Consider the following 18,308-nt stretch of genomic DNA (forward strand, 5'->3'; position numbering starts at 1 on the left):
GCCCGGCGTTCGAACCGGCCCGTTCAGCCGTCGCCCGTCGTCGTGCGGGACTCCAGCGCGAGGCGGGTGTCGTCGCCGTAGACGCCGGTCTCGTCGCCACTGATGCCGTACCAGAGCTGGAAGCGGGCCACCGCGGCCGTGAGGACGGCGTCGTAGCGGCCGCGGGTGGGGCCGCCGGTGTAGACGTCGGGGACGCGCAGGAGGCGTTCCTGGAGTTCGGTCACCTCGGGGCCGCTGTCCCCCTCGCGCAGCGTGCCGGGGCCGTCGGGGTCGGTGCCTGTCCCTGCCGGGGCGGTGGCGGTCGGGGCGGGTGCGGTCGCCGTGGGCGGCGTTGCGGCCCGGCCGTCGCGGCCGCCGGGCAGTACCAGGGCGAGGCCGAAGCCGGTCAGGGCCGCCGCGGCCACGGCCACCGCGACGGCGGCACGGGGCAGCAGGCGGCCCGGACCCGGGAAGCGGCCGGCGGTGACGGGCGGCAGTTCCTGTGTCTCGTCCTCGGAGCCGCGCGGCGGTGCGGCCGTGGGCACCCACTCGTAGCCGGCGGCGTCCCGGCCCGGCTCGCGGAAGAGTTCCGCGAGCGCGTCCGTGCGGCGGGGGCGCAGGACACGCGCCGGTTCGAGGGGTGGGCCGTTGTTCTCCACGTTCTCCACGCGGTGCTCCCTTCCGTCCCGTGGCGCAGGGGGCCGACTTCACCCCGAGGAGTGATACGTGGACGCCCTTCCCCGGGTTCACCCGAACCAGCCGCACTAAACGATCGATACGTTCAATTCGTCCATTGTTATTGAGCATTTGATCGATGGCGTGCTAGAAAGCGCCGTCATGACGACTCGTTGGTCACGTCGCGGCTTCCTCGCCGCCAGCACCGGTACCGCTGTCGCGCTGGGCCTCGCCGCCCCGGCCGTCCCTGCCGCGGCCGCAGGCACCGCGGACACCGCGGACGAATTCGCCACGCTGCGCGCCAAGTGGCGCACGCTCGTCCTCGGCGAGGGGTTCAGCCCCACCGCCGAACCGTTCAGGAGCCGGCTCGCGGAACTGGGCACCACGGCCGGCCAGTTGCAGTCCGCCATGGCCCCGGCCGCCGGATCGCTCTGGCCGGACCTGGTGTACGCCGACCCGGAGCCGGACACGGACCAGGAGTCGTACGGCTACTCGGCCAACATGAACGCCAGTTACAACCGGCTCAGCACGCTCGCGCAGGCGTACTGCCAGCCCGGCACCGGACTGACCGGCGACACGACGCTCAAGAACACCATTCTGACCGGGCTCGATCACCTCTACTCGGACGTCTACAACGAGAACCGCACCCGCTACGGCAACTGGTACAGCTGGCAGATCGGAGCCCCGCAGGCGCTCCTCGACGTGTGCGTCCTGATGTACGACGCGCTGTCGGCGACGCAGCTCGCCCGCACCTGTGCGGCGGTGGACCACTTCGTGCCCGACTCGGCGGTGGCCGCCTACACGGGCACCAGCACCGGCGCCAACCGGGTCGACCTGTGCCGGGTGCTCGCGCTGCGCGGCATCGTCGGCGGCAGCTCCGCCAAGGTGGCGCTGGCCCGCGACGCCCTCTCCCCCGTCTTCCCCTACGTCACGAGCGGGGACGGGCTGTACACCGACGGATCGTTCATCCAGCACACCACGGTGCCCTACACCGGCTCGTACGGCTCGGTGCTGCTCGGTGGGCTCGGGATGCTGTTCGCGCTGCTCTCGGGGTCGACCTGGCAGGTCACCGACGCCAAGCGGCAGATCGTGTTCGACGCGGTGGAGCACGCGTGGGCGCCGTTCCTCTACAACGGGCTGGTGATGGACGGCGTGTCGGGCCGGGCGATCAGCCGGGGTGTGTCGGCGACCGACACGAAGCAGATCCAGCAGAACGATCACCTGCGCGGTCATCCGATCCTCGCGTCGATCGTCCTGCTCGGTCAGGGCGCGAGCGCCACGGAGAACGCGCGCTGGCGGGGCCTGGTGAAGGGGTGGCTGCAACGCGACTACTACAGCCCGCCGATGAGCAATCCGTCGATCGGCCTGCCGAACCTGGCCCGGCTGAAGTCGGTCCTGGACGACACCGCGGTCACCGCGATCGCCGAGCCGACCGGCCACCGTCTGTTCACCAACATGGCCCGGGCCACGCACCGCAGGCCCGGCTGGGCGGCCTCGCTGAGCATGGCCGACCGGCGCATCACCTACTACGAGACCGGCAACGGCGAGAACCTGCGCGGCTGGCACACCGGTTCCGGGATGCTCTACTGGTGGGGCGACACCTTCGGCAACGGACAGTACAGCGACGCCTTCTGGCCCACCGTCGCCCCCTACCGGCTGCCCGGCACCACCGCCTCGCGCAAGGTCCTCGCGGACGCGGCCGGCGGCGACTGGGGCGCCTCGCTGCCGGACGTGAACTGGGTGGGCGGCGCCACCGACGGACAGCGCGCGGCGATCGGGCAGTACCTCAAGGGGCTTCAGTCCACGCTGCTGGCGAAGAAGTCGTGGTTCTTCCTCGACGACACCGTCGTCTGCCTCGGCGCAGGCATCCGATGTACCGACGGCACAGCCGTGGAGAGCACGGTCGAGAACCGCAACCTGGGCCCCACCGGCAACACGTCCTTCGTGGTCGACGGCACCACCAAGCCGCTCACCTACCCCTGGTCGGAGACCCTCACCGGCGCGAAGTGGGCGCACATCGGCGGCCACGGCGGCTATGTCTTTCCCGGCGGGGCGACCGTCAAGGCGCTCCGGGAGGCGCGGGACGGCCGGTGGAGCGACATCAACAAGGGCGGTTCCACCACGGTGGTGAACCGCAAGTACCTGACGATGTACGTCGACCACGGCACCGACCCGACCGCCGGCGCCTACGCCTACCTCCTGATGCCGGGTGCGACGGCGGCGCAGACGCAGGCCCGCTCGGCGGCCACAGGCTGGCTGACGGTGCTCGCCAACACCAACGACCAGCAGGGCGTGGCCGTTCCCTCGCTCGGCTTCACCGGGGTCAACTTCTGGTTCGGCGGCGCCGTCGGGGACCTCGTCGCCGACAACCCGTGCTGCGTGATGATCAACGAGAAGAGCGACGGTACGGCCGTGATCTGCGTCAGCGATCCGATGCGCATGCGGACCGGTCTGACCCTCACCTGGAACCGGGCGGTCGCCTCGGTGACGTCCAAGCCGGCCACCGTGACCTCCGCGACGACCGGCTCCGCGCTGACGCTGACCTTCGGCGACCTGACCGCGACGGCGGGCGTCACGCAGCGGATCACCGTCAGGCTCGGGTGAACATCCGGTGCAAGGACGCCTTCATCGCCCGGACGAAGGCGTCCTGCCGCTCCTCGCTCAGCGCGTCCAGGGACAGATAGGGGTTGAGGTCCTCCAGCTCCACCAGCAGCAGTTCCCCGTCGGGGGCGCGGCAGGCGTCGACGCGCTGGATGCCGTGGTCGAGGCCGTTCCAGTCGATGAAGCGCCGGGCGAACTCCAGGTCGCCGGCGGTGGGCTCGTAGGGCTCCAGCTGCCAGCGGCGGTCGGGGTGCGGCGCGTACAGGGCGTACTGGAAGTCGTCGTCGACGAAGTAGAAGGAGACCTCGTAGGCGAAGTCGACGCACGGCTGGACGAGGACGTCGCCGTCGGCCAGGTCGCGCGCCCAGTCGCCGGAGACGATCTGCAGGCCTATCGAGTCCGCGCCCAGCTTGGGCTTGACGACGTACCGGTCGGCCGCGGGCAGCCGGTGGAAGTCCTCGGCGCGGTCGACGGTGGGGATCACCGGGTAGCCCGCCGCGCTCAGGTCGAGCAGATACTGCTTGCCCGCCATGTCGGCCTTCCCGGAGAGCGCGTTGTACACGAGCGCACCCGTGTCGGCCGCCCGCGCGCGGAAGGCGTCGTAGGCGTCCTGATGGGCCAGGACGGGGCCGCTGTTGCGGACCACGACGGCGTCGAAGCCGTCCATGAGCCCGGTGGTGTCCCGCGGATGGCACAGGGCGAGATCGAAGTCCTCGCGCAGCCGCGCGGTGAGCTGGATGTCCTCGTCGCAGTATCGGCGTCCGCGGGCCGGGTAGGCGAGGTCGCTGACATACAGGAGGCGGGGTCGTGCGGGCATGCGGGGCGGCTCCTCGGGGCGGCGGGAGGTGATCGTACGCAGACGCCCGCACCCCGAACAAATGTCGGTCTACGGCCTCACAGTCCCGCCGCCCACAGCTCCTGCCTGGTGATTCCCGCCAGGCCGCGGCGCACCGTGCGTCGGGGGCCGGGTTCGATCGGGCGGTACGAGGGGACGGCGAGGACGCGGCAGCCGGCCGCCTCGGCGGCGGTGACGCCCGTGGGTGAGTCCTCCACGGCGAGGCAGGCCGCCGGATCGACGCCGAGGGCGCGGGCGGCGGCGAGGTAGGGGTCGGCTGCGGGCTTGGTCCGCGGGGTCTCGCCCTCGGCGACCGTGACCCGGAACCGGTCCGCGCCGAGGGTCTTCAGTACGGCGTTCACGACCGGACGCGAGGAGGCGGAGACGAGGGCCGCGGGCAGGTCCAGTTCCTGGAGCAGGTCGAGGAGTTCGGGGGCGCCGGGCAGGGGTGCGGCCTCGTGCTGGACGGCCGCCAGGAAACGGGCCTCCAGGTCGGTGGCCAGGCGCTGCGGGTCCTTGCCGGTCCGGGTGTGCAGGTGGGCGGCGGTGTCGGCGGCCGAGCGGCCCAGGACGTGGAACAGGTCGTCCGCTTCGATGTCCGGGACCGCCTCGCGAACCGTGCGCAGCCACAGCGACTCGGTGTCGACGAGAGTGCCGTCCATGTCCAGCAGCACGGCGTGCGGGGCGGCCGCGAAGGGGCGGCCGTCGAGCGTCCAGTGCCGGTCGGGATGACGGCCGAGGGAGGCGAACACCTGGGCGGCGACATCGACATGCCGTACGGCCCGGGCGGGCGCGCCGATGCCCGGGCCCGCCGCGGCGAGCCACGCCGTGCGTTCCTCGCTCGTGCGGCCGCCGTGGCCGCCGGCGTCGACATGGCCGTGGTCGGTGACGACGAGAACGGTCCAGTGCTCGTCGGCGTACGACGGCCGGGAGCGAAGGGCGGCCAGCAGCCGGCCCAGGCGCGCGTCGGCCCGGCGGATCGACGCCTCGTACGCCTCCCCGCAGCCCAGGATGTGGGCGGTCTCGTCGGGTGCGCCGAGGTAGACGAAGGAGGCGGCGAGGTCGTCGGTGGTGTCGGTGAGGGCGTGCACGGCCGCGTCGGTGACCTGCTCGTCGCACCGCTCCCAGGCCTCGGGCGTGTCCGCGGTGGGCGCGACGTACGCCGACCGGGCGGGGGCGCGGAAGAGGGGGCCGCCGTCGCGGGCCTGGAGCAGGGGGTGCCAGGCGGCGGCGACGAAGGTGCGGCGGTCGTCCTGGAGGGTCAGGCGGGTGGTGAAGTCGGGGAAGACGTCGAGGCGGTGGCCGGTGAAGTCGTTGCTCCACACCCCGTGCCGGGCAGCCGTGACGCCGGTGACGGCGGTCGCCCAGCAGGGGCCGGACATGGTGGGCGTGTCCTCGTCCACCTCGACGGGGGCGAGGAATCCCGCGCCGGCCACGGCGTCGAGGTGCGGGGTGGGCAGCCGGTGCAGGGTGTCGAGGCGTACGCCGTCGATGCCGACGACGAGAACGTGGCGGGCGTCGGTCATGGAGGTCCTCTCCGGGTTCACGCCGAGCGGATGAGTTCGTCGGGGGCTACCTGGTGGGCCAGCGGCAGGCCCTGGGCGTAGCGGGCGACCTCGTCGACGGCCCAGTCGGTCATCCGGCCCAGTTCGTTGCCGAGGGAGCCGGCGATGTGCGGGGTGAGCAGCACGTTGGGCAGCGTGTACAGGGGTGAGTCGGCCGGGGGCACGTCCGGTTCGGTGACGTCGAGGACGGCGTGGATGCGGCCGGTGACCAGGTGCGCGGTGAGGGCGTCGGTGTCGACGAGCCGGCCGCGTGCGGTGTTGATGAGGGTGGCGCCGTCCTTGAGGAGGGCGATGCGGCGGGCGTCGAACATGTGGTGGGTCTCAGGGAGTTGGGGTGCGTGGATGGACACCACGTCGCTGCGCCGGGCGAGTTCGTCCAGGTCAGCCTGCTCGACTCCGAGGTCGTGGGCCTGGTGGGCGTCGACGTAGGGGTCGTAGAGGAGGACGTCGAGGTCGAGCGGGCGCAGCAGGTCGATGACCCGGCGGCCGATGCGGGAGGCGCCGACGATGCCGACGGTGCGGTGGTAGTTGCCGTAGCCGCTGTAGTACGGCAGCAGGTCGGGGTGGGTGCGGGTGGTGGTGTAGGTGCGGGCGGCGTCGAGGACGCGTTTGCCGGCGAAGAGGATGGCGGCGAGGGTGAATTCGGCGACGGGCAGGGCGTTGGCGGCGGCGGCCGAGGAGACGGTGATGCCGCGGCGCCAGACGGCTTCGGTGACGTGGTGCTTGACGGAGCCCGCCGCGTGGACGACGGCGCGCAGCCGGGGCATCAGGTCCAGCGCCTCGTCGGTGAGCAGGGGGGCGCCCCAGTGAGTGAACAGCACTTCGGTGTCGGCCAGTTGGCGGGGGTCGGCGGCGGAGAGGTCGGTGACCGCGGTGGTGGTGTCGACCCGGGCGACGGAGGGGAGGCGGTGCAGGGCGTTCTCGGCGAGGAGTTGGTGGTGGATCCCGGCGCCCATGGCCAGGACGGTGTGCGGGCGGGGCGTGCTGTACAGGGGGGTGCCTTCCGGTGCGGGCGTCGTCACGTCTGCGGGGGTCGCCTCATCTGTGGGCGTCGTCACGTCTGCGGGGGTCGCCTCATCTGTGGGCGTCGTCTCGTCTGCGGGGGTCGCCTTGTCTGCGGGGGTCGGCACGTCACTTCACCGCGCCGGCGGTCAGCCCGGAGCGCCAGAAGCGCTGGAGGCAGACGAACGCGAGGATCAGCGGGACGACGGCGACGAGGGAGCCGGTGATGACGAGGGAGTAGAACTCGGGCTGCTGCTGGGTGACGCTGTTCCACATGAACAGGCCCAGGTTGACCGGGTAGAGGTGTTCGTCGTTGAGCATGACGAGGGCGCCGAAGAAGTTGTTCCAGCTGGCGGTGAACGAGAACAGGAAGATGGTCATGAAGCCGGGGGCCAGCATGGGCAGGCCGATCCGGGCGAACATGCGCAGTTCGCCGGCGCCGTCGACGCGGGCGGCCTCCAGGACCTCGCCGGGGACGTATCCCTCGGAGAAGACCCGGGCGAGGTAGACGCCGAAGGGGTTGACCAGGGCGGGCAGCAGCAGCGCCCAGTAGGTGTTGACGATGCCGGCCTCGGTGGCCAGCAGGTACATGGGGAGCTGGATGACGGTGGTGGGGACGAGGACGCCGGCGAGGACCAGGCCGAACAGCTTCTCCTTGCCGCGGAAGTCGTACTTGTCGAAGGCGTAGCCGGTGGCGATGCACAGGAAGGTGGAGGCGGCGGAGCCGACGACGGAGTAGAGGATGCTGTTGCCGAACCAGCGCAGGTAGATGCCGTCGTTGAAGGTGAAGACGCGTTCGAGGTTGGTCAGCAGATTGAAGTCGCCGAAGGCGAAGCCGGAGGTGGCGAACAGGTCGCGGTGGTTCTTGGTGGCGGCGAACAGCAGCCAGCTGACGGGCATCAGGGTGTAGAACGCGGCGACGATCAGCAGTCCGTTGACGATGCCCTTGGAGAGCAGGGCGCTGCCGGTGCTGCGCCGGCGGCCGGTCGTCGCGGCGGGGTCGGGGGCCGTGTCGGGGTGCGTGGCGGGTGCGGTGCCCTTGTGGGTGCGTTGGGTGAGGATGCTCATGACGTGGCCGCCTTCCACCGGTTGCCGAGCCGGGTGACGAGGTAGGACAGGGCGACGCCGAGGGCGGCGAGCAGCAGGGACGCCGCGGCGGCCAGGCCGTAGTCGTGCTGGACGAAGCCGGCCTTCCAGATGTACAGGGTCGGGGACCACTCGGTGTCGATGGAGGGGGCGCCGCGCTGGTTGAGGAGCTTGGGTTCGGTGAAGAGCTGGATCGCGCCGACGCAGGTGAACAGAACGGTCATGACGACCGCGGACGCGATCATCGGCACCTTGATCTGCAGGGCGGTGCGCAGGGCGCCGGCGCCGTCCACGACGGCCGCTTCGATCACTTCGCGCGGAACGGCCTGGAGGGCGGCGTAGAAGATGACCATGTTGTAGCCGGTCCACTGCCAGGCGGTCAGGTTGACCAGGGACGTGAGCACGTGATCGTTGCGGTAGAAGTCCCAGGAGCCGCCGAGCGCGCCGATCCAGTCGAGTACGGGGCTCAGTCCGGGCGTGTACAGGTAGATCCAGATGATCGAAGCGATCAGTCCGGGGATGGCGTGCGGCAGGAACAGCGCGAGCTGGAAGAACCGCTTGGCGCGGGCGAGCGCGGAGTCGACCAGGAGGGCGAGGGCGAGCGAGCCGCCGATCATGACGGGGATGTACAGGGCGCAGTAGAGGGTGATGTGGGCGAAGGAGGCGCGGAATCCGGCGTCGGTGAGGGCCTTGGTGTAGTTGCCGAGGCCCGCGAACACCCGTTCGGTGCCGCCGAATCCGAGGCCGGAGGAGCGTTCCTGGAACAGGCTCATCCACACGGCGTAGCCGATGGGGGCCGCCATGACCGCGGCGAACAGCACGAAGAACGGGACGATGAGCAGGGCTGCGGCGCGGCGCTGGCTGCGCCGGATGCGGGAGGCTCCCGGGGGCCGGGGCGCTGCTGCGCGTGCGGCCCGGGGGCGCACGGCGGGGGCGGACGGTGCTGCCACGGGGGCTCCTTGGCAAGTGCGGGCGGGAGGCCGGCGGGTGGGTGGGCGCGGGGCCGGCGGGTGGGGGGCGCGGGGCCGCCGGGGCGAGCGGGTCGTCCCGGCGGGCCGGCCGTGGAGTGCGGGGCGCGCGGCTGGTGTGCGGTCGGCACAGAGGTGAGTCACGGGCTGCGGTCCGCGCTCGGTGCAGGGGCACTGCGCGGGCCTCGGACTGCGCTCAGTGCAGGGTTACTGCGCGAGCTTCAGTCCCCGCTCGGTGATGCCCGACTCGGCCTTGTGCTGGCCGGCCTCGACGCCCTGGGTGAAGTCGGACTTGGCGGTCTCGTCCTGGACGGCGGTGTAGACGTCCAACTGGTTCGGGCCCCAGGTCCAGCCGGGCACGATGGTGTCGACCTGCTCGGAGGCGAGCGCGTAGAGGTCCTGGTCGTTCAGGTAGGCGGTGTCGAACTTCGCGGCGGCCACTTCGCGCATCGCGGGGCTGGCGGGCAGGGCGCTGCTGGGCGACTCAAGGTCGGCGAGGCGGGCCTCGACGCCGGCCTTGTCCGTGGTGAGCCAGGTGATGAACTCGGCGGCGGCCTCGGCGTGTTCGCTGCCCTTGAGGACGCCGTAGGAGGTGCCGCCGTAGTTGCCGCTGGCGGCGGAGCCCCAGTGCGGCACGGGGGCGGCGGCCCACTTGCCGGCGAGGTCGGGCATGGCGGTCTTCATGCCGCCCGCGGACCAGGTGGCGCCGAGGAAGGAGAGGGTCTTGCCGGAGGTGCGGGCCTTGGTCTCCTCGGGGCTGTAGCCGGTGTAGGACTGCACGAGGTCGTCCTCGATCAGGCCGTCCCAGTAGGTGGTGACCTTCTGGGTGGCGGCGTCGTTCACGGCGGGCTTCCAGGCGTCGCCCTCGGTGCTGAACCACTTGGCGCCGGCCTGCCAGGACAGGGCGGCCAGCAGCGCGGGGTCGTTCTTCGGCATGGAGGCGAGCCGGACGCTGCCGTCCTGCTTCTTGACCTTCTCAGCGGCGGCCTTGAACTCGTCCCAGGTGGTGGGGACTTCGATGCCGTACTTCTTGAACAGGTCGGTGCGGTAGTAGTACAGCTGCGGCGCCGCGTCGTACGGGACGGTCCAGGTCTTGCCGCCGAAGGTCACGAGGTCCTGGATGGGCTGCGGGAACTTCGTCTTGACCGTTTCACCGGCGTACTCGGTCAAGTCGATCAGATTGCCCTGGCTGGCGAACTCGGGGACCATCTGGTACTCGATCGTGGCCACGTCGGGCGCGTTGCCCGCCTTCACGGCGTTGGCGAGCTTGCTGTAGCCCTCGGTGCCGCTGGGTATCTCGGTGAGCTCGACCTTGATGTCCTGGTGCGTCTTGTTGAACGCCTCCACGGTCGACTTGGCCCCGAGGGTCCAGGTCCAGTAGCTGAGCTTGACCGGCTTGCCGTCGGCGGCGGTGCCGGTCGAGTCGCCGTCGCCGCCGCAGGCGGTGGCGATCAGGCCGAGAGCGGCGACGGCGGCGATGGTGGTGGCGCTGCGGAACGAACGTGAAGTGCGCGTCATTGCACGTCTCCTACGAGACCTCGTACGGGAAGAGGCGGTCGGAGGACATCTTTTGCGCACACACGATCGACGTCAAGAGCGTTCGACCAAGACAATCAAAACGATCGCACAACGAACGCAACGATCATTCAGCGATCGCTTCGCCGCCGCAGGACGAGCGGATCCTCAACACCGGGAGCAGGTCGATGTGTTGACGGGGGCCGGGCTGCTGCCCGTCGCGCCGCTCGGCGAGCCGCTGGAGCAGCAGCTTGGCGGCGAGTTCGCCGACCGATCGCTTGGGCGGGGCGACGGCGGTGAGCGGCACGTCGGAGAGGCCGGCGACCTCGTCGTCGTAGGCGATGAGGGCCAGGTCGTCGGGCACCCGGACACCGGCGGCCTGCAGGCGCGGCACGAGCACGATCGCGTCCTCGTCGCTGTGCACGAGCGCGGCGGTGACCCCGCGTTTGTGCACGGCCTCGACCAGGTGGTCGACGCTCGCCTCGTAGTCGCCGTGTTCGCGCACGGCCGGCGCGTCCACGTCGGCGTCGAGCCCGAGGGCCTGGACGGCGGAGCGGAATCCGGCGGAGATCTGCGTGGCGTGCGGGCCTTCCTGGAGCACGGCGGTGACCTTGCGGTGGCCGAGGGAGGCGAAGTGGCCGACGGCGACGGCGGCGCCGTGGGCGCGGTCGGTGCGGACCCGGTCCAGGGCCGCGGCGGGGTTGCCGGGCGGGGCGGAGCGTTCGACCAGGACGGCGGGCACGTCGTGCTCCAGGAGCCACTTCTCCTGCCCGTCCTCGGGGACGCCGCCGAACCAGCTGGGCGCGACGATCAGTCCCTCGGCGCCGCCGGCGATGAGGTGTTCGGCCTGCACGGAGTCCTCGGCATCGACGTATCCGGACACCCCGAGGACGAGGCGGCCGCCCTGGGCCGCGACGGTCTCCCGGGCGCCACGGACGATGTCGGCGAAGATGTAGTTGGTGGTCGGCACGATCATTCCGATCACCGCGCCGTCGCCGCTCTCCGGCCGCTCGCGCGGCTGCGGGGCGGTGTCGCCCGGCCAGACCACGGCGCCGTGCAGCCGCTGCACGCGTCCCTGTGCGGCGAGGGCCTCCACATCGCGCCGCAGGGTCACGGCGGACACCCCGAGTTCCGCGGCGAGTTCGGCGACCCGGATGCTGCGCCGTTCACGGACGAGTTCGAGCACCCGCTCGTGGCGCTGGTCGACGTGCAGTCGCATGGTTCCCCCTGGGGCGTGGCGTGATCCCGAAGTGCTGTCACTCTACGCCTTCCATCGTATCGATCGTTTGCGATCAATACGATCGTGAGGGCTTTCGGGTGCCTCACTCCTCGCCCGTGTGCCGCCGGTCCAGCAGCGCCTTCACGCCGTGCGCCGTCAGGGCCAGTTGCTCCGGGGTGCCGGCATCGATGACCAGGGACAGGTTCTCGGAGGGCCAGCCGTGGGCGAGCTCGCCGAGGAGCACGCTGCGGTGGCGGACGCGGTGCATCAGGGGCAGTGCGTGTTCGAGGCGTTCGCGGGTGGTGAAGACCGGCACCAGTTCGGTGCCGTCCTCCTGCTCGAACACGGGGAGGGTGAGGGCCATGGGCCCCGGCCCCTCGCCGTCGGTCGCCGCGAGGACGAGCACCTCGCTCTCGGCCAGCGTGCTCAGCGCCGCTTCGTCGGCGCCGTTCTCGACGACCGTGCGCAGGGCCTGCTGGACCGCGAAGGCGTCGCTGTCGAAGTGGGGGTCGGTCATGGTCAGTCCCGTCGCCGTGTCGGTGCCCCCGGCGAGTACCCGTATGCCGGGCACTCATGTGTCAGAAGGTGTGGCTCCAGCCCGACAGCACGGCCCGCACGCGGTCGACCAGTCCGGGCCCGGGAAACAGCAGTCTGCTCGTCGGGGGAACACCGGGCGCGGTGGGGTACGGGCGCGTCGGCACGATGGATTTCACCCGGCGCATCCGGAATCCGAGTTCGACGAGGAGGGGCTCCGGAACAACCTCGCGCACGTAGGGGAAGAGCAGAGTCCGTTCGTCCCGGGTCTGTGTCCGGAACGTGTGCAGGAGCCGCTCGGCCAGGTCGGCGAACTCGGCGGACTCCACGTCGGCGCTCGCGAGCTCCCTCATCAGGTCCTCGGCCCGCGCGTGGTCCTCGGTCGCCGATTTCACGAGGTCGGATCCGTCCATGAGGCGGTCTGTGCCGTGATCCACGAGGTAACAGGCCGGGCCCGGATGTTCGACGAGGGACGGATACAGGAACTCCTCCTGCGAGACGTAGTGCCGTACCAGCTCGATCGTGGCCTGGTCCGTGTGGCGCCTGAGCGCCTCGTCCCATGCAGTGGCGAGCTCGATCTGCCGGAATATGTCCTCAAGTTGCCGTTGGTCCTCGGCGAGTTCCGTCAGGGCGTCGGTCTCGTCCGCCATGGCGTCGTCCCCGCTTTCCTGCGTCGGAGGAGGGCATGGAGCGTTGCTGACCGGACCTCTTCACCGTAGTCCAATCCCGCCCGCGGTTCGCGTCGGACCACACGGCAGCCGCCCACAGCGGCCTCCCGCATGCGTGTCGCCCAGCCGCGCGGCGGGTACCCGGTCCTGCGCTCGTCCGAGAAGGAGGGACGGCCATGACGCGCATGATGAGCCACCACACCCCGTCGCAGGCGGAGGGCGAGCGGGACGACGAGCCCGGCACCACCGATCAGCCGCCCGTGGAGTACACGACGCCCTCCCAGGCCGAGGGCGAACGCGACGACGACACATCCGAAGCCGAGGAGCCCGACAGCGAATCCTGACGCGGCCGGCCCCCGGCCGTACCGAACCACCACCCCGCACACCCGCCCGCTGCACGCCTACACGCCGACGAACCGACGCGGCCCAGTCCGCGCCCAGCCGTACAGGACCACCGAGCACACGGCCGCGAACGCGCACCACGTCGAGACGAACTCCGTGCGCCACAGCGCCACGCAGATCACCGCGCCCACGGCCGTGAGGAGGCCCAGTGTCGACAGTCGGCGGTCGCCGGAGAGGAGCAGCGAGCCGATCGTGGCGACGAGATAGCCGGTGATCACCAGGTCGGCGTGCGGCAGGTCGACGACGTATCCGACCGTGTGGCCGCGGATCTCGGCGCGCACCGGATGCGTGGCGAGGGCGTGGGCGAGCACGGCGGCGGTGCCGGCCCCGACGGCGAGCGGTAGGGCGAGCCGGCGCCGGGCGGGCGGCGGCGCGGCGCACAGCACGGCGGCCGGCACATACAGCGGCAGCAGCGGGAGCGCGATGACCGCCCAGAGGAGAGTGGCGGGGCCCGTGCCGCCGTCGGAGGCCCAGACCGCCGCCTCCACCAGCTGATGGCCGCCCAGCAGCAACGGCAGGGCGGCCAGGGGAAGGTCGCGGACGCGCGATGCCCGCGCCACGCAGGCCACACCGACGGCTGTGATGCCGACGCCCGCCACGAGATCGGCCTCCGCGCTCCAGCACATGGCTCCACCTCATCAGACGGCCGAGGCTGCCTCCACCCCATTGCACTCAGTTCCCCTGAACCGCTGCACTGAGTGCCATCGGGGGCCGGTCTGGTGCTACGTTCCGGTCCATGAGCTCCAGCAGTGCGGCGCCCCGCCGCGGCGAGAAGGCGCAGGCGGCGGCCGCGCGGCCGCCCATGCGGGAGGCGCTGGTCGCGGCGGCCTTCCAGCTGTTCGTGGAGCGGGGGTACGAGGAGACCACGGTGGACGACATCGTGGCGCTGGCCGGGGTGGGCCGGCGTTCGTTCTTCCGGTACTTCCCGTCGAAGGAGGACGTGGTCTTCCCCGACCACGAGCGGTGCCTGGCCGACATGACGGCCTTCCTCGCCTCCGGCGACGACGAGAGCGACGAGCCGGTGCGCCGGGTGTGCGACGCCGCCCGGCTGGTGCTGCGCATGTACGCGGAGAACCCGGCCTTCTCCGTGCAGCGCTACCGCCTCACCAAGCGGGTGCCGGGCCTGCGCGCGTACGAGCTGTCGGTGGTGTGGCGCTACGAGCGGGCGCTGGCCGAGTATCTGCGCGCCCGGTTCGCCGGCCGGCGCGACGGGACGCTGCACGCGGACGTGATCGCGGCCGCCGTGGTGGCGGCGCACAACAACGCGTTGCGCTCCTGGCTGCGTTCGGACGGCCGGGGCGACGCGACGGCGACCGTGGACCATGCCCTGGGGTATGTGCAGTCCGCCTTCGGTGCCGCTGCCCCGCCGCGCGTCGACGAGCAGCCCGACGATGTGGTGGTCGTGGTGTCGCGCCGGGGTGCGCCCCTGTGGCGGGTCGTCCAGGAGATCGAGACCACCCTCGGCCGCGATCGAGATTGAGGGTACGGAGTGCCTTTACGAGTGGCACTCAGTGCCATACGCTGGCGGTGTGCACGGTGGCACGGCGACCGGGCACGTGCGTGCGCGGGCGACCCGCGTACGTGGGATTCCGGCCGAGCGCAGGGAGTTGACCAGCGTGTACCACCACTCAGGAAGCGTTGCTCGCCAGACAGCCGGCTCCGCGCTCGGCGTCCTCGACGGCACGGCTCCGGCCGTCGGTGTGGCCTCCGGACCGGAGGCCATGCTCTTCCAGCGCTGCACCTGGTGCGGCACGGCCATGTACCACCGTCTGCTGTGTCCGGTCTGCCAGGGCAGCGACCTGCGCACGGAGCGCAGCGAGGGCACCGGTACGGTCCGCCACTCCACGGTGGTGCACCGCAACACCCCTGCCGCGCGCAATGTGTCGCTGGTCGAGATGGCCGAGGGGTTCGTGGTGCGCGGCCGGGTCATGGGCCCGCCGATCGGCATCCACAGCGGGGACCGGGTGCGGCTGTCCCAGGCCAAGGACGCGATCCGCGGCGAGCCGGTGTTCCAGCTGGTCGACGAGCCCTACCGCGCCTGGACCTGAGCCGGCCCGCGTGGCCGGCCCGCCCCGTGCTCAGGTGAGGGTCACGCGGATGCCGACCGTGCCGTTCACGCCCCGGCGCAGTCGGCTGCCGAGGAGCGAGAGGCGGCCGACGATGCCGTACTTGCGGGCGATGAGCCGCCGGTAGCGGGCGCTGGTGTCCCGGTCGCAGATCTCCGCGGTGGCGGGGATCTGGTCGCCGGTGGGCCTGCCGCGCAGGTCGCAGGGGCCGACGAGGACGTCGGCGCGCGCCCTGATGCGCTTGACCTTCCAGGAGTCGGCGACGGTCCACACACCCAGGGCGTCCCCGTCGCGCACGACCCACACCGGTGTGGCCACCGCGGTGCCGTTCCTGCGGTAGCTGGTGATCAGCAGGTACTGGCCGGTGCCGAGCCGCTCCAGCGGCATGTCGTTCATGGGCCGCAGTTTAAGCAGGCGACCGTCGGGGGCCCGGTGGGGGATGCTGGAGCTGGGGCACACGACAGGGGGCTGTGCGGTGAGCGAAGCGGCGACGGGCAGGCTGGTCGAGGTCGCCTGCGACGAGTCGGGCTCCGACGGCGAGAACCTCACCGGTGGGAACACGGACGTGTTCGCGCACGCCAGTGTGCGGCTGCCGGTGCCGGTGGCGGCCGCCTACGTGCAGGAGATCCGCGACCGGATCCGGTCCCCGGCCACGGAGTACAAGGCGAACCATCTGCTGCGCGAGAAGCACCGGGCCGTCCTGGAGTGGCTGCTGGCGCCGGCCGGGCCGATCCACGGCACCGCCCAGGTGCACCTGACGGAGAAGGCGTACTTCGTCCTGGACCGGGCGGTGGAGCTGCTGCTCGACGAGCGGACAGGCGCGCTGGAGCTGTACCGGCGGGGGCGGGAGCTGTTCGGGCAGGAGCGCTGGCGGGAGTTCCTGACGGCGGCCAACCAGCTGCTGCGGGTGCGCAACGGCGGCGCGCCCGTCGACACGTTCTTCCGTACCGTCAGGGCCCTGGGCGCCGCGGAGGTGCCGGGTGAGGCGGGCGAGGTCCTTCAGCGGCTCGCGGCGGCCCGCTCCCGCGCGGATGCCTACCGGACCCGGCTCCTTAACGGCCCGCCCCTGATCCCGGTCCTCAACCCGCTGCTGCCCGCCATCGTCAGCACCGCGGCGCACTGGAGCGCGGGCGGGGCGCGGGTCCGGCTCGTCCACGACCGGCAGAACATGCTGACGGAGGACCGGATCGCCTGGATCGAGGAGCAGGCCCGCCTGGCCGGGATCCGCCTCGACGGTGTACGGCTGGTCCACTCGGTGCTCGACCCCCGCATCCAGCTCGCCGACTTCCTCGCCGGGATCGCCCGCAAGATCGCCTCCGACGAGCTGAACGGACACGGCGACCCGGCCCTGACCGCACTCCTGCGCCCGTACGTGGATCCCGCGTCGGTGTGGGGCGACGAGACGAGCTGGGCGCTGATCGGGCCGGGCGAACCGGATTGCGCCGACCCCTCGGCAATCATCAACATCTCCGTCTAGATTGCGCGTTGACAACTGCCCCAGCACCCCCGCAGGAGCCGTCCCGTGAGGGAGAACCCCCCGGCCGCACAGAACGGCGCCGCGGCGCTGAGCACCCGTATCGACACCCTGCGGCCGCACACCGCCCGGATCTGGAACTACTGGCTGGGCGGCGGGGACTACTACGAGGTGGACCGGGTCGCCGGCGACCGGATCCGTGAACTGCATCCGGCCATCGACGCATACGCCCGAGCCGACCGGCTCTTCCTCGGCCGGGCGGTGCGGCACCTCGTCGAGGAGACCGGCATCCGGCAGTTCCTGGACATAGGGACCGGGCTGCCCACCGCGGACAACACGCACGAGGTCGCACAGCGGCTGGTCCCCGAGTGCCGGATCGTCTACGTCGACAACGACCCGCTCGTCCTGGCCCACGCCCGGGCTCTGCTCACCAGCTCCCCCGAGGGTCGCACCGACCATCTCGACGAGGACCTGCGCAATGTCGAGGCCATCCTCGAACGCGCCGCCGACACCCTCGACCTGACCCGCCCGGTGGGGCTGCTGCTGCTCGGGGTGGTCATCTTCATCGGCGACGACGAGGACCCGTACGGGATCGTGCGCCGGCTCATGGACCGGCTGCCGTCCGGCAGTCATCTCGCCCTGTCCCACACGGTGACCAGCCCGGCGATGCCGGACGTCGACGAGGCCGTACGGTTCTGGAACGCGCACGGCACACCGCACCTGCACCAGCGCACCCCCGAGGCCGTGGCCCGCTTCTTCGACGGGCTCGAACTGCTGGAGCCGGGCGTGGTCTCGTGCTCGCGCTGGCGCCCCGAGGGGACGGACGGGGGCGAGCCGGCGGAGGTGGCGCTGTACGGCGGGGTGGGCCGCAAGAACTGACCCGCGACGGCTGCACCGATGATTTTCGGCAAGCGGACCGGTCAGTACGGCCATGACTGATCTCAACAGGCCGCCGGTCGTCTCCCGCCGGGAGTGGCTGGCCTCCATAGACACCTTGCGCGTCCGGGAGAAGGCGCACACCCGTGAGGGCGACGCGATCGCCGCCGCCCGGCGCCGACTGCCCATGACCGAGGTCGACCCGCAGGCCCCGCTCGTCTCGGGCAAGGGGCACGTCCCCCTGATCGACGTCTTCGAGGGCCGCACCCAGCTGTTCGCGTCGTACCACATGTGGCACGACGGCCGCACCGCCGCCGACCAGTGCGAGGGCTGCACCTTCTTCACCGGCCAGGTCCGCGAACTGTCCTATCTGCACCAGCGTGACGTCACCTTCGCCGTCCTCTGCCAGGGCCCCTACGAGGAGTCCGACCGCTACCGCCGTTTCATGGGCTGGGACCTGCCCTGGTACTCGGTACCCGCCGAGTCGCACGAACGGCTCGTCGCCGGGCGCCACTTCGGGATGAAGGCCTGCTATCTCCGCGACGGGGACCGCGTCTTCGAGACGTACTGGACCACCGGCCGCGGTGTGGAACCCATGGCGCCGTCCTACGGCATCCTCGACATGACCGTCCACGGGCGGCAGGAGACCTGGGAGGACTCCCCGCCCGGCCGGCCGCAGCCCTACGAGCCGAACGGCCGGCAGTTCCGCAAGGACGGCCGGCCAACCGCGCAGTGGGCACGGATCGCCGCCGGGCACGACGACGACCTGCACGGCGGACAACCCGGCACGACCGGCTCCGGCTGCTGTTCCTGAAACCTGCGGTGAACGGGTGCGCGCCCGGC

Annotated in this window: 19 protein-coding genes; 7 read left to right on the forward strand and 12 right to left on the reverse strand. The window is 71.6% G+C overall.

The annotated features are described in order from the left end of the window. Positions 1-23: 23 nt before the first annotated feature. Complete coding sequence (locus AB0Q90_RS01625) at positions 24-638, reverse strand: peptidoglycan-binding domain-containing protein (protein WP_363163042.1); 615 nt, start codon at positions 636-638, stop codon at positions 24-26. A gap of 178 nt (positions 639-816) precedes the next feature. Between AB0Q90_RS01625 and AB0Q90_RS01630 the strand changes: the two genes are divergently transcribed. Beyond that, complete coding sequence (locus AB0Q90_RS01630; RefSeq protein WP_363163034.1) at positions 817-3,258, forward strand: polysaccharide lyase 8 family protein; 2,442 nt, start codon at positions 817-819, stop codon at positions 3,256-3,258. Here AB0Q90_RS01630 and AB0Q90_RS01635 read toward each other — a convergent pair. From AB0Q90_RS01635 to AB0Q90_RS01675, 9 genes are all read right to left on the reverse strand, one after another. Next, positions 3,245-4,072, reverse strand: a complete 828-nt coding sequence (locus AB0Q90_RS01635; protein ID WP_363163035.1) for a hypothetical protein — start codon at positions 4,070-4,072, stop codon at positions 3,245-3,247. The genes AB0Q90_RS01630 and AB0Q90_RS01635 overlap by 14 nt on opposite strands. 77 nt (positions 4,073-4,149) lie before the next feature. Then, entirely contained in the window at positions 4,150-5,616 is a 1,467-nt protein-coding gene (locus AB0Q90_RS01640; RefSeq protein WP_363163036.1) for an HAD-IA family hydrolase, read from the reverse strand. 17 nt (positions 5,617-5,633) lie between these two features. Beyond that, the gene (locus AB0Q90_RS01645; RefSeq protein WP_363163043.1) at positions 5,634-6,611 is read right to left on the reverse strand and encodes a hydroxyacid dehydrogenase; all 978 of its coding nucleotides are present in this window, start codon (positions 6,609-6,611) and stop codon (positions 5,634-5,636) included. A gap of 175 nt (positions 6,612-6,786) precedes the next feature. After that, entirely contained in the window at positions 6,787-7,725 is a 939-nt protein-coding gene (locus AB0Q90_RS01650) for a carbohydrate ABC transporter permease (RefSeq protein WP_363163037.1), read from the reverse strand. Further along, a complete protein-coding gene (locus AB0Q90_RS01655) occupies positions 7,722-8,693 on the reverse strand; it encodes a sugar ABC transporter permease (RefSeq protein WP_363163038.1) in 972 nt (323 codons plus the stop codon). The genes AB0Q90_RS01650 and AB0Q90_RS01655 overlap by 4 nt, the downstream gene beginning before the upstream one ends. A gap of 225 nt (positions 8,694-8,918) precedes the next feature. Next, a complete protein-coding gene (locus tag AB0Q90_RS01660; RefSeq protein WP_363164643.1) occupies positions 8,919-10,229 on the reverse strand; it encodes a sugar ABC transporter substrate-binding protein in 1,311 nt (436 codons plus the stop codon). 124 nt (positions 10,230-10,353) lie between these two features. Next, complete coding sequence (locus AB0Q90_RS01665; RefSeq protein WP_363164644.1) at positions 10,354-11,445, reverse strand: substrate-binding domain-containing protein; 1,092 nt, start codon at positions 11,443-11,445, stop codon at positions 10,354-10,356. Between the two features lie 103 nt (positions 11,446-11,548). Continuing rightward, a complete protein-coding gene (locus AB0Q90_RS01670; protein ID WP_363164645.1) occupies positions 11,549-11,962 on the reverse strand; it encodes an SseB family protein in 414 nt (137 codons plus the stop codon). Between the two features lie 61 nt (positions 11,963-12,023). Next, on the reverse strand, positions 12,024-12,629 hold the full coding sequence (locus AB0Q90_RS01675) for a hemerythrin domain-containing protein (protein ID WP_363164646.1): 606 nt from the start codon (positions 12,627-12,629) through the stop codon (positions 12,024-12,026). A gap of 194 nt (positions 12,630-12,823) precedes the next feature. On the opposite strand from AB0Q90_RS01675, the gene AB0Q90_RS01680 reads away from it, so the two are divergent. Further along, positions 12,824-12,991 carry a hypothetical protein gene (locus AB0Q90_RS01680; protein ID WP_363164742.1) on the forward strand — a complete coding sequence of 56 codons (168 nt, stop codon included), beginning with the start codon at positions 12,824-12,826 and terminating at the stop codon, positions 12,989-12,991. A gap of 57 nt (positions 12,992-13,048) precedes the next feature. Here AB0Q90_RS01680 and AB0Q90_RS01685 read toward each other — a convergent pair whose 3' ends face one another. Continuing rightward, the gene (locus tag AB0Q90_RS01685) at positions 13,049-13,675 is read right to left on the reverse strand and encodes a DUF6629 family protein (protein WP_363164647.1); all 627 of its coding nucleotides are present in this window, start codon (positions 13,673-13,675) and stop codon (positions 13,049-13,051) included. Between the two features lie 110 nt (positions 13,676-13,785). Here AB0Q90_RS01685 and AB0Q90_RS01690 point away from each other — a divergent pair, with 110 nt between their 5' ends. After that, positions 13,786-14,529, forward strand: a complete 744-nt coding sequence (locus tag AB0Q90_RS01690; protein WP_363164648.1) for a TetR family transcriptional regulator — start codon at positions 13,786-13,788, stop codon at positions 14,527-14,529. Between the two features lie 136 nt (positions 14,530-14,665). Beyond that, complete coding sequence (locus AB0Q90_RS01695) at positions 14,666-15,097, forward strand: zinc ribbon domain-containing protein (RefSeq protein WP_363164738.1); 432 nt, start codon at positions 14,666-14,668, stop codon at positions 15,095-15,097. A 30-nt stretch (positions 15,098-15,127) separates the two neighbouring features. Here AB0Q90_RS01695 and AB0Q90_RS01700 read toward each other — a convergent pair whose 3' ends face one another. Beyond that, on the reverse strand, positions 15,128-15,511 hold the full coding sequence (locus AB0Q90_RS01700; RefSeq protein ID WP_363164649.1) for a PPOX class F420-dependent oxidoreductase: 384 nt from the start codon (positions 15,509-15,511) through the stop codon (positions 15,128-15,130). Positions 15,512-15,590: 79 nt separating this feature from the next. Between AB0Q90_RS01700 and AB0Q90_RS01705 the strand changes: the two genes are divergently transcribed. The 3 genes from AB0Q90_RS01705 to AB0Q90_RS01715 are packed head-to-tail and all read left to right on the forward strand — an operon-like array spanning position 15,591 to position 18,279. Beyond that, positions 15,591-16,592 (forward strand): DUF3800 domain-containing protein, encoded by a 1,002-nt coding sequence (locus AB0Q90_RS01705; protein ID WP_363164650.1) that lies wholly within the window; start codon positions 15,591-15,593, stop codon positions 16,590-16,592. 45 nt (positions 16,593-16,637) lie between these two features. Next, a complete protein-coding gene (locus tag AB0Q90_RS01710) occupies positions 16,638-17,468 on the forward strand; it encodes an SAM-dependent methyltransferase (protein ID WP_363164651.1) in 831 nt (276 codons plus the stop codon). Positions 17,469-17,520: 52 nt separating this feature from the next. Continuing rightward, positions 17,521-18,279, forward strand: a complete 759-nt coding sequence (locus AB0Q90_RS01715) for a DUF899 family protein (RefSeq protein ID WP_363164652.1) — start codon at positions 17,521-17,523, stop codon at positions 18,277-18,279. Positions 18,280-18,308 lie beyond the last annotated feature (29 nt).

It is taken from the genome of Streptomyces sp. NPDC079141 (assembly GCF_040686775.1).
GTDB lineage: Bacteria > Actinomycetota > Actinomycetes > Streptomycetales > Streptomycetaceae > Streptomyces.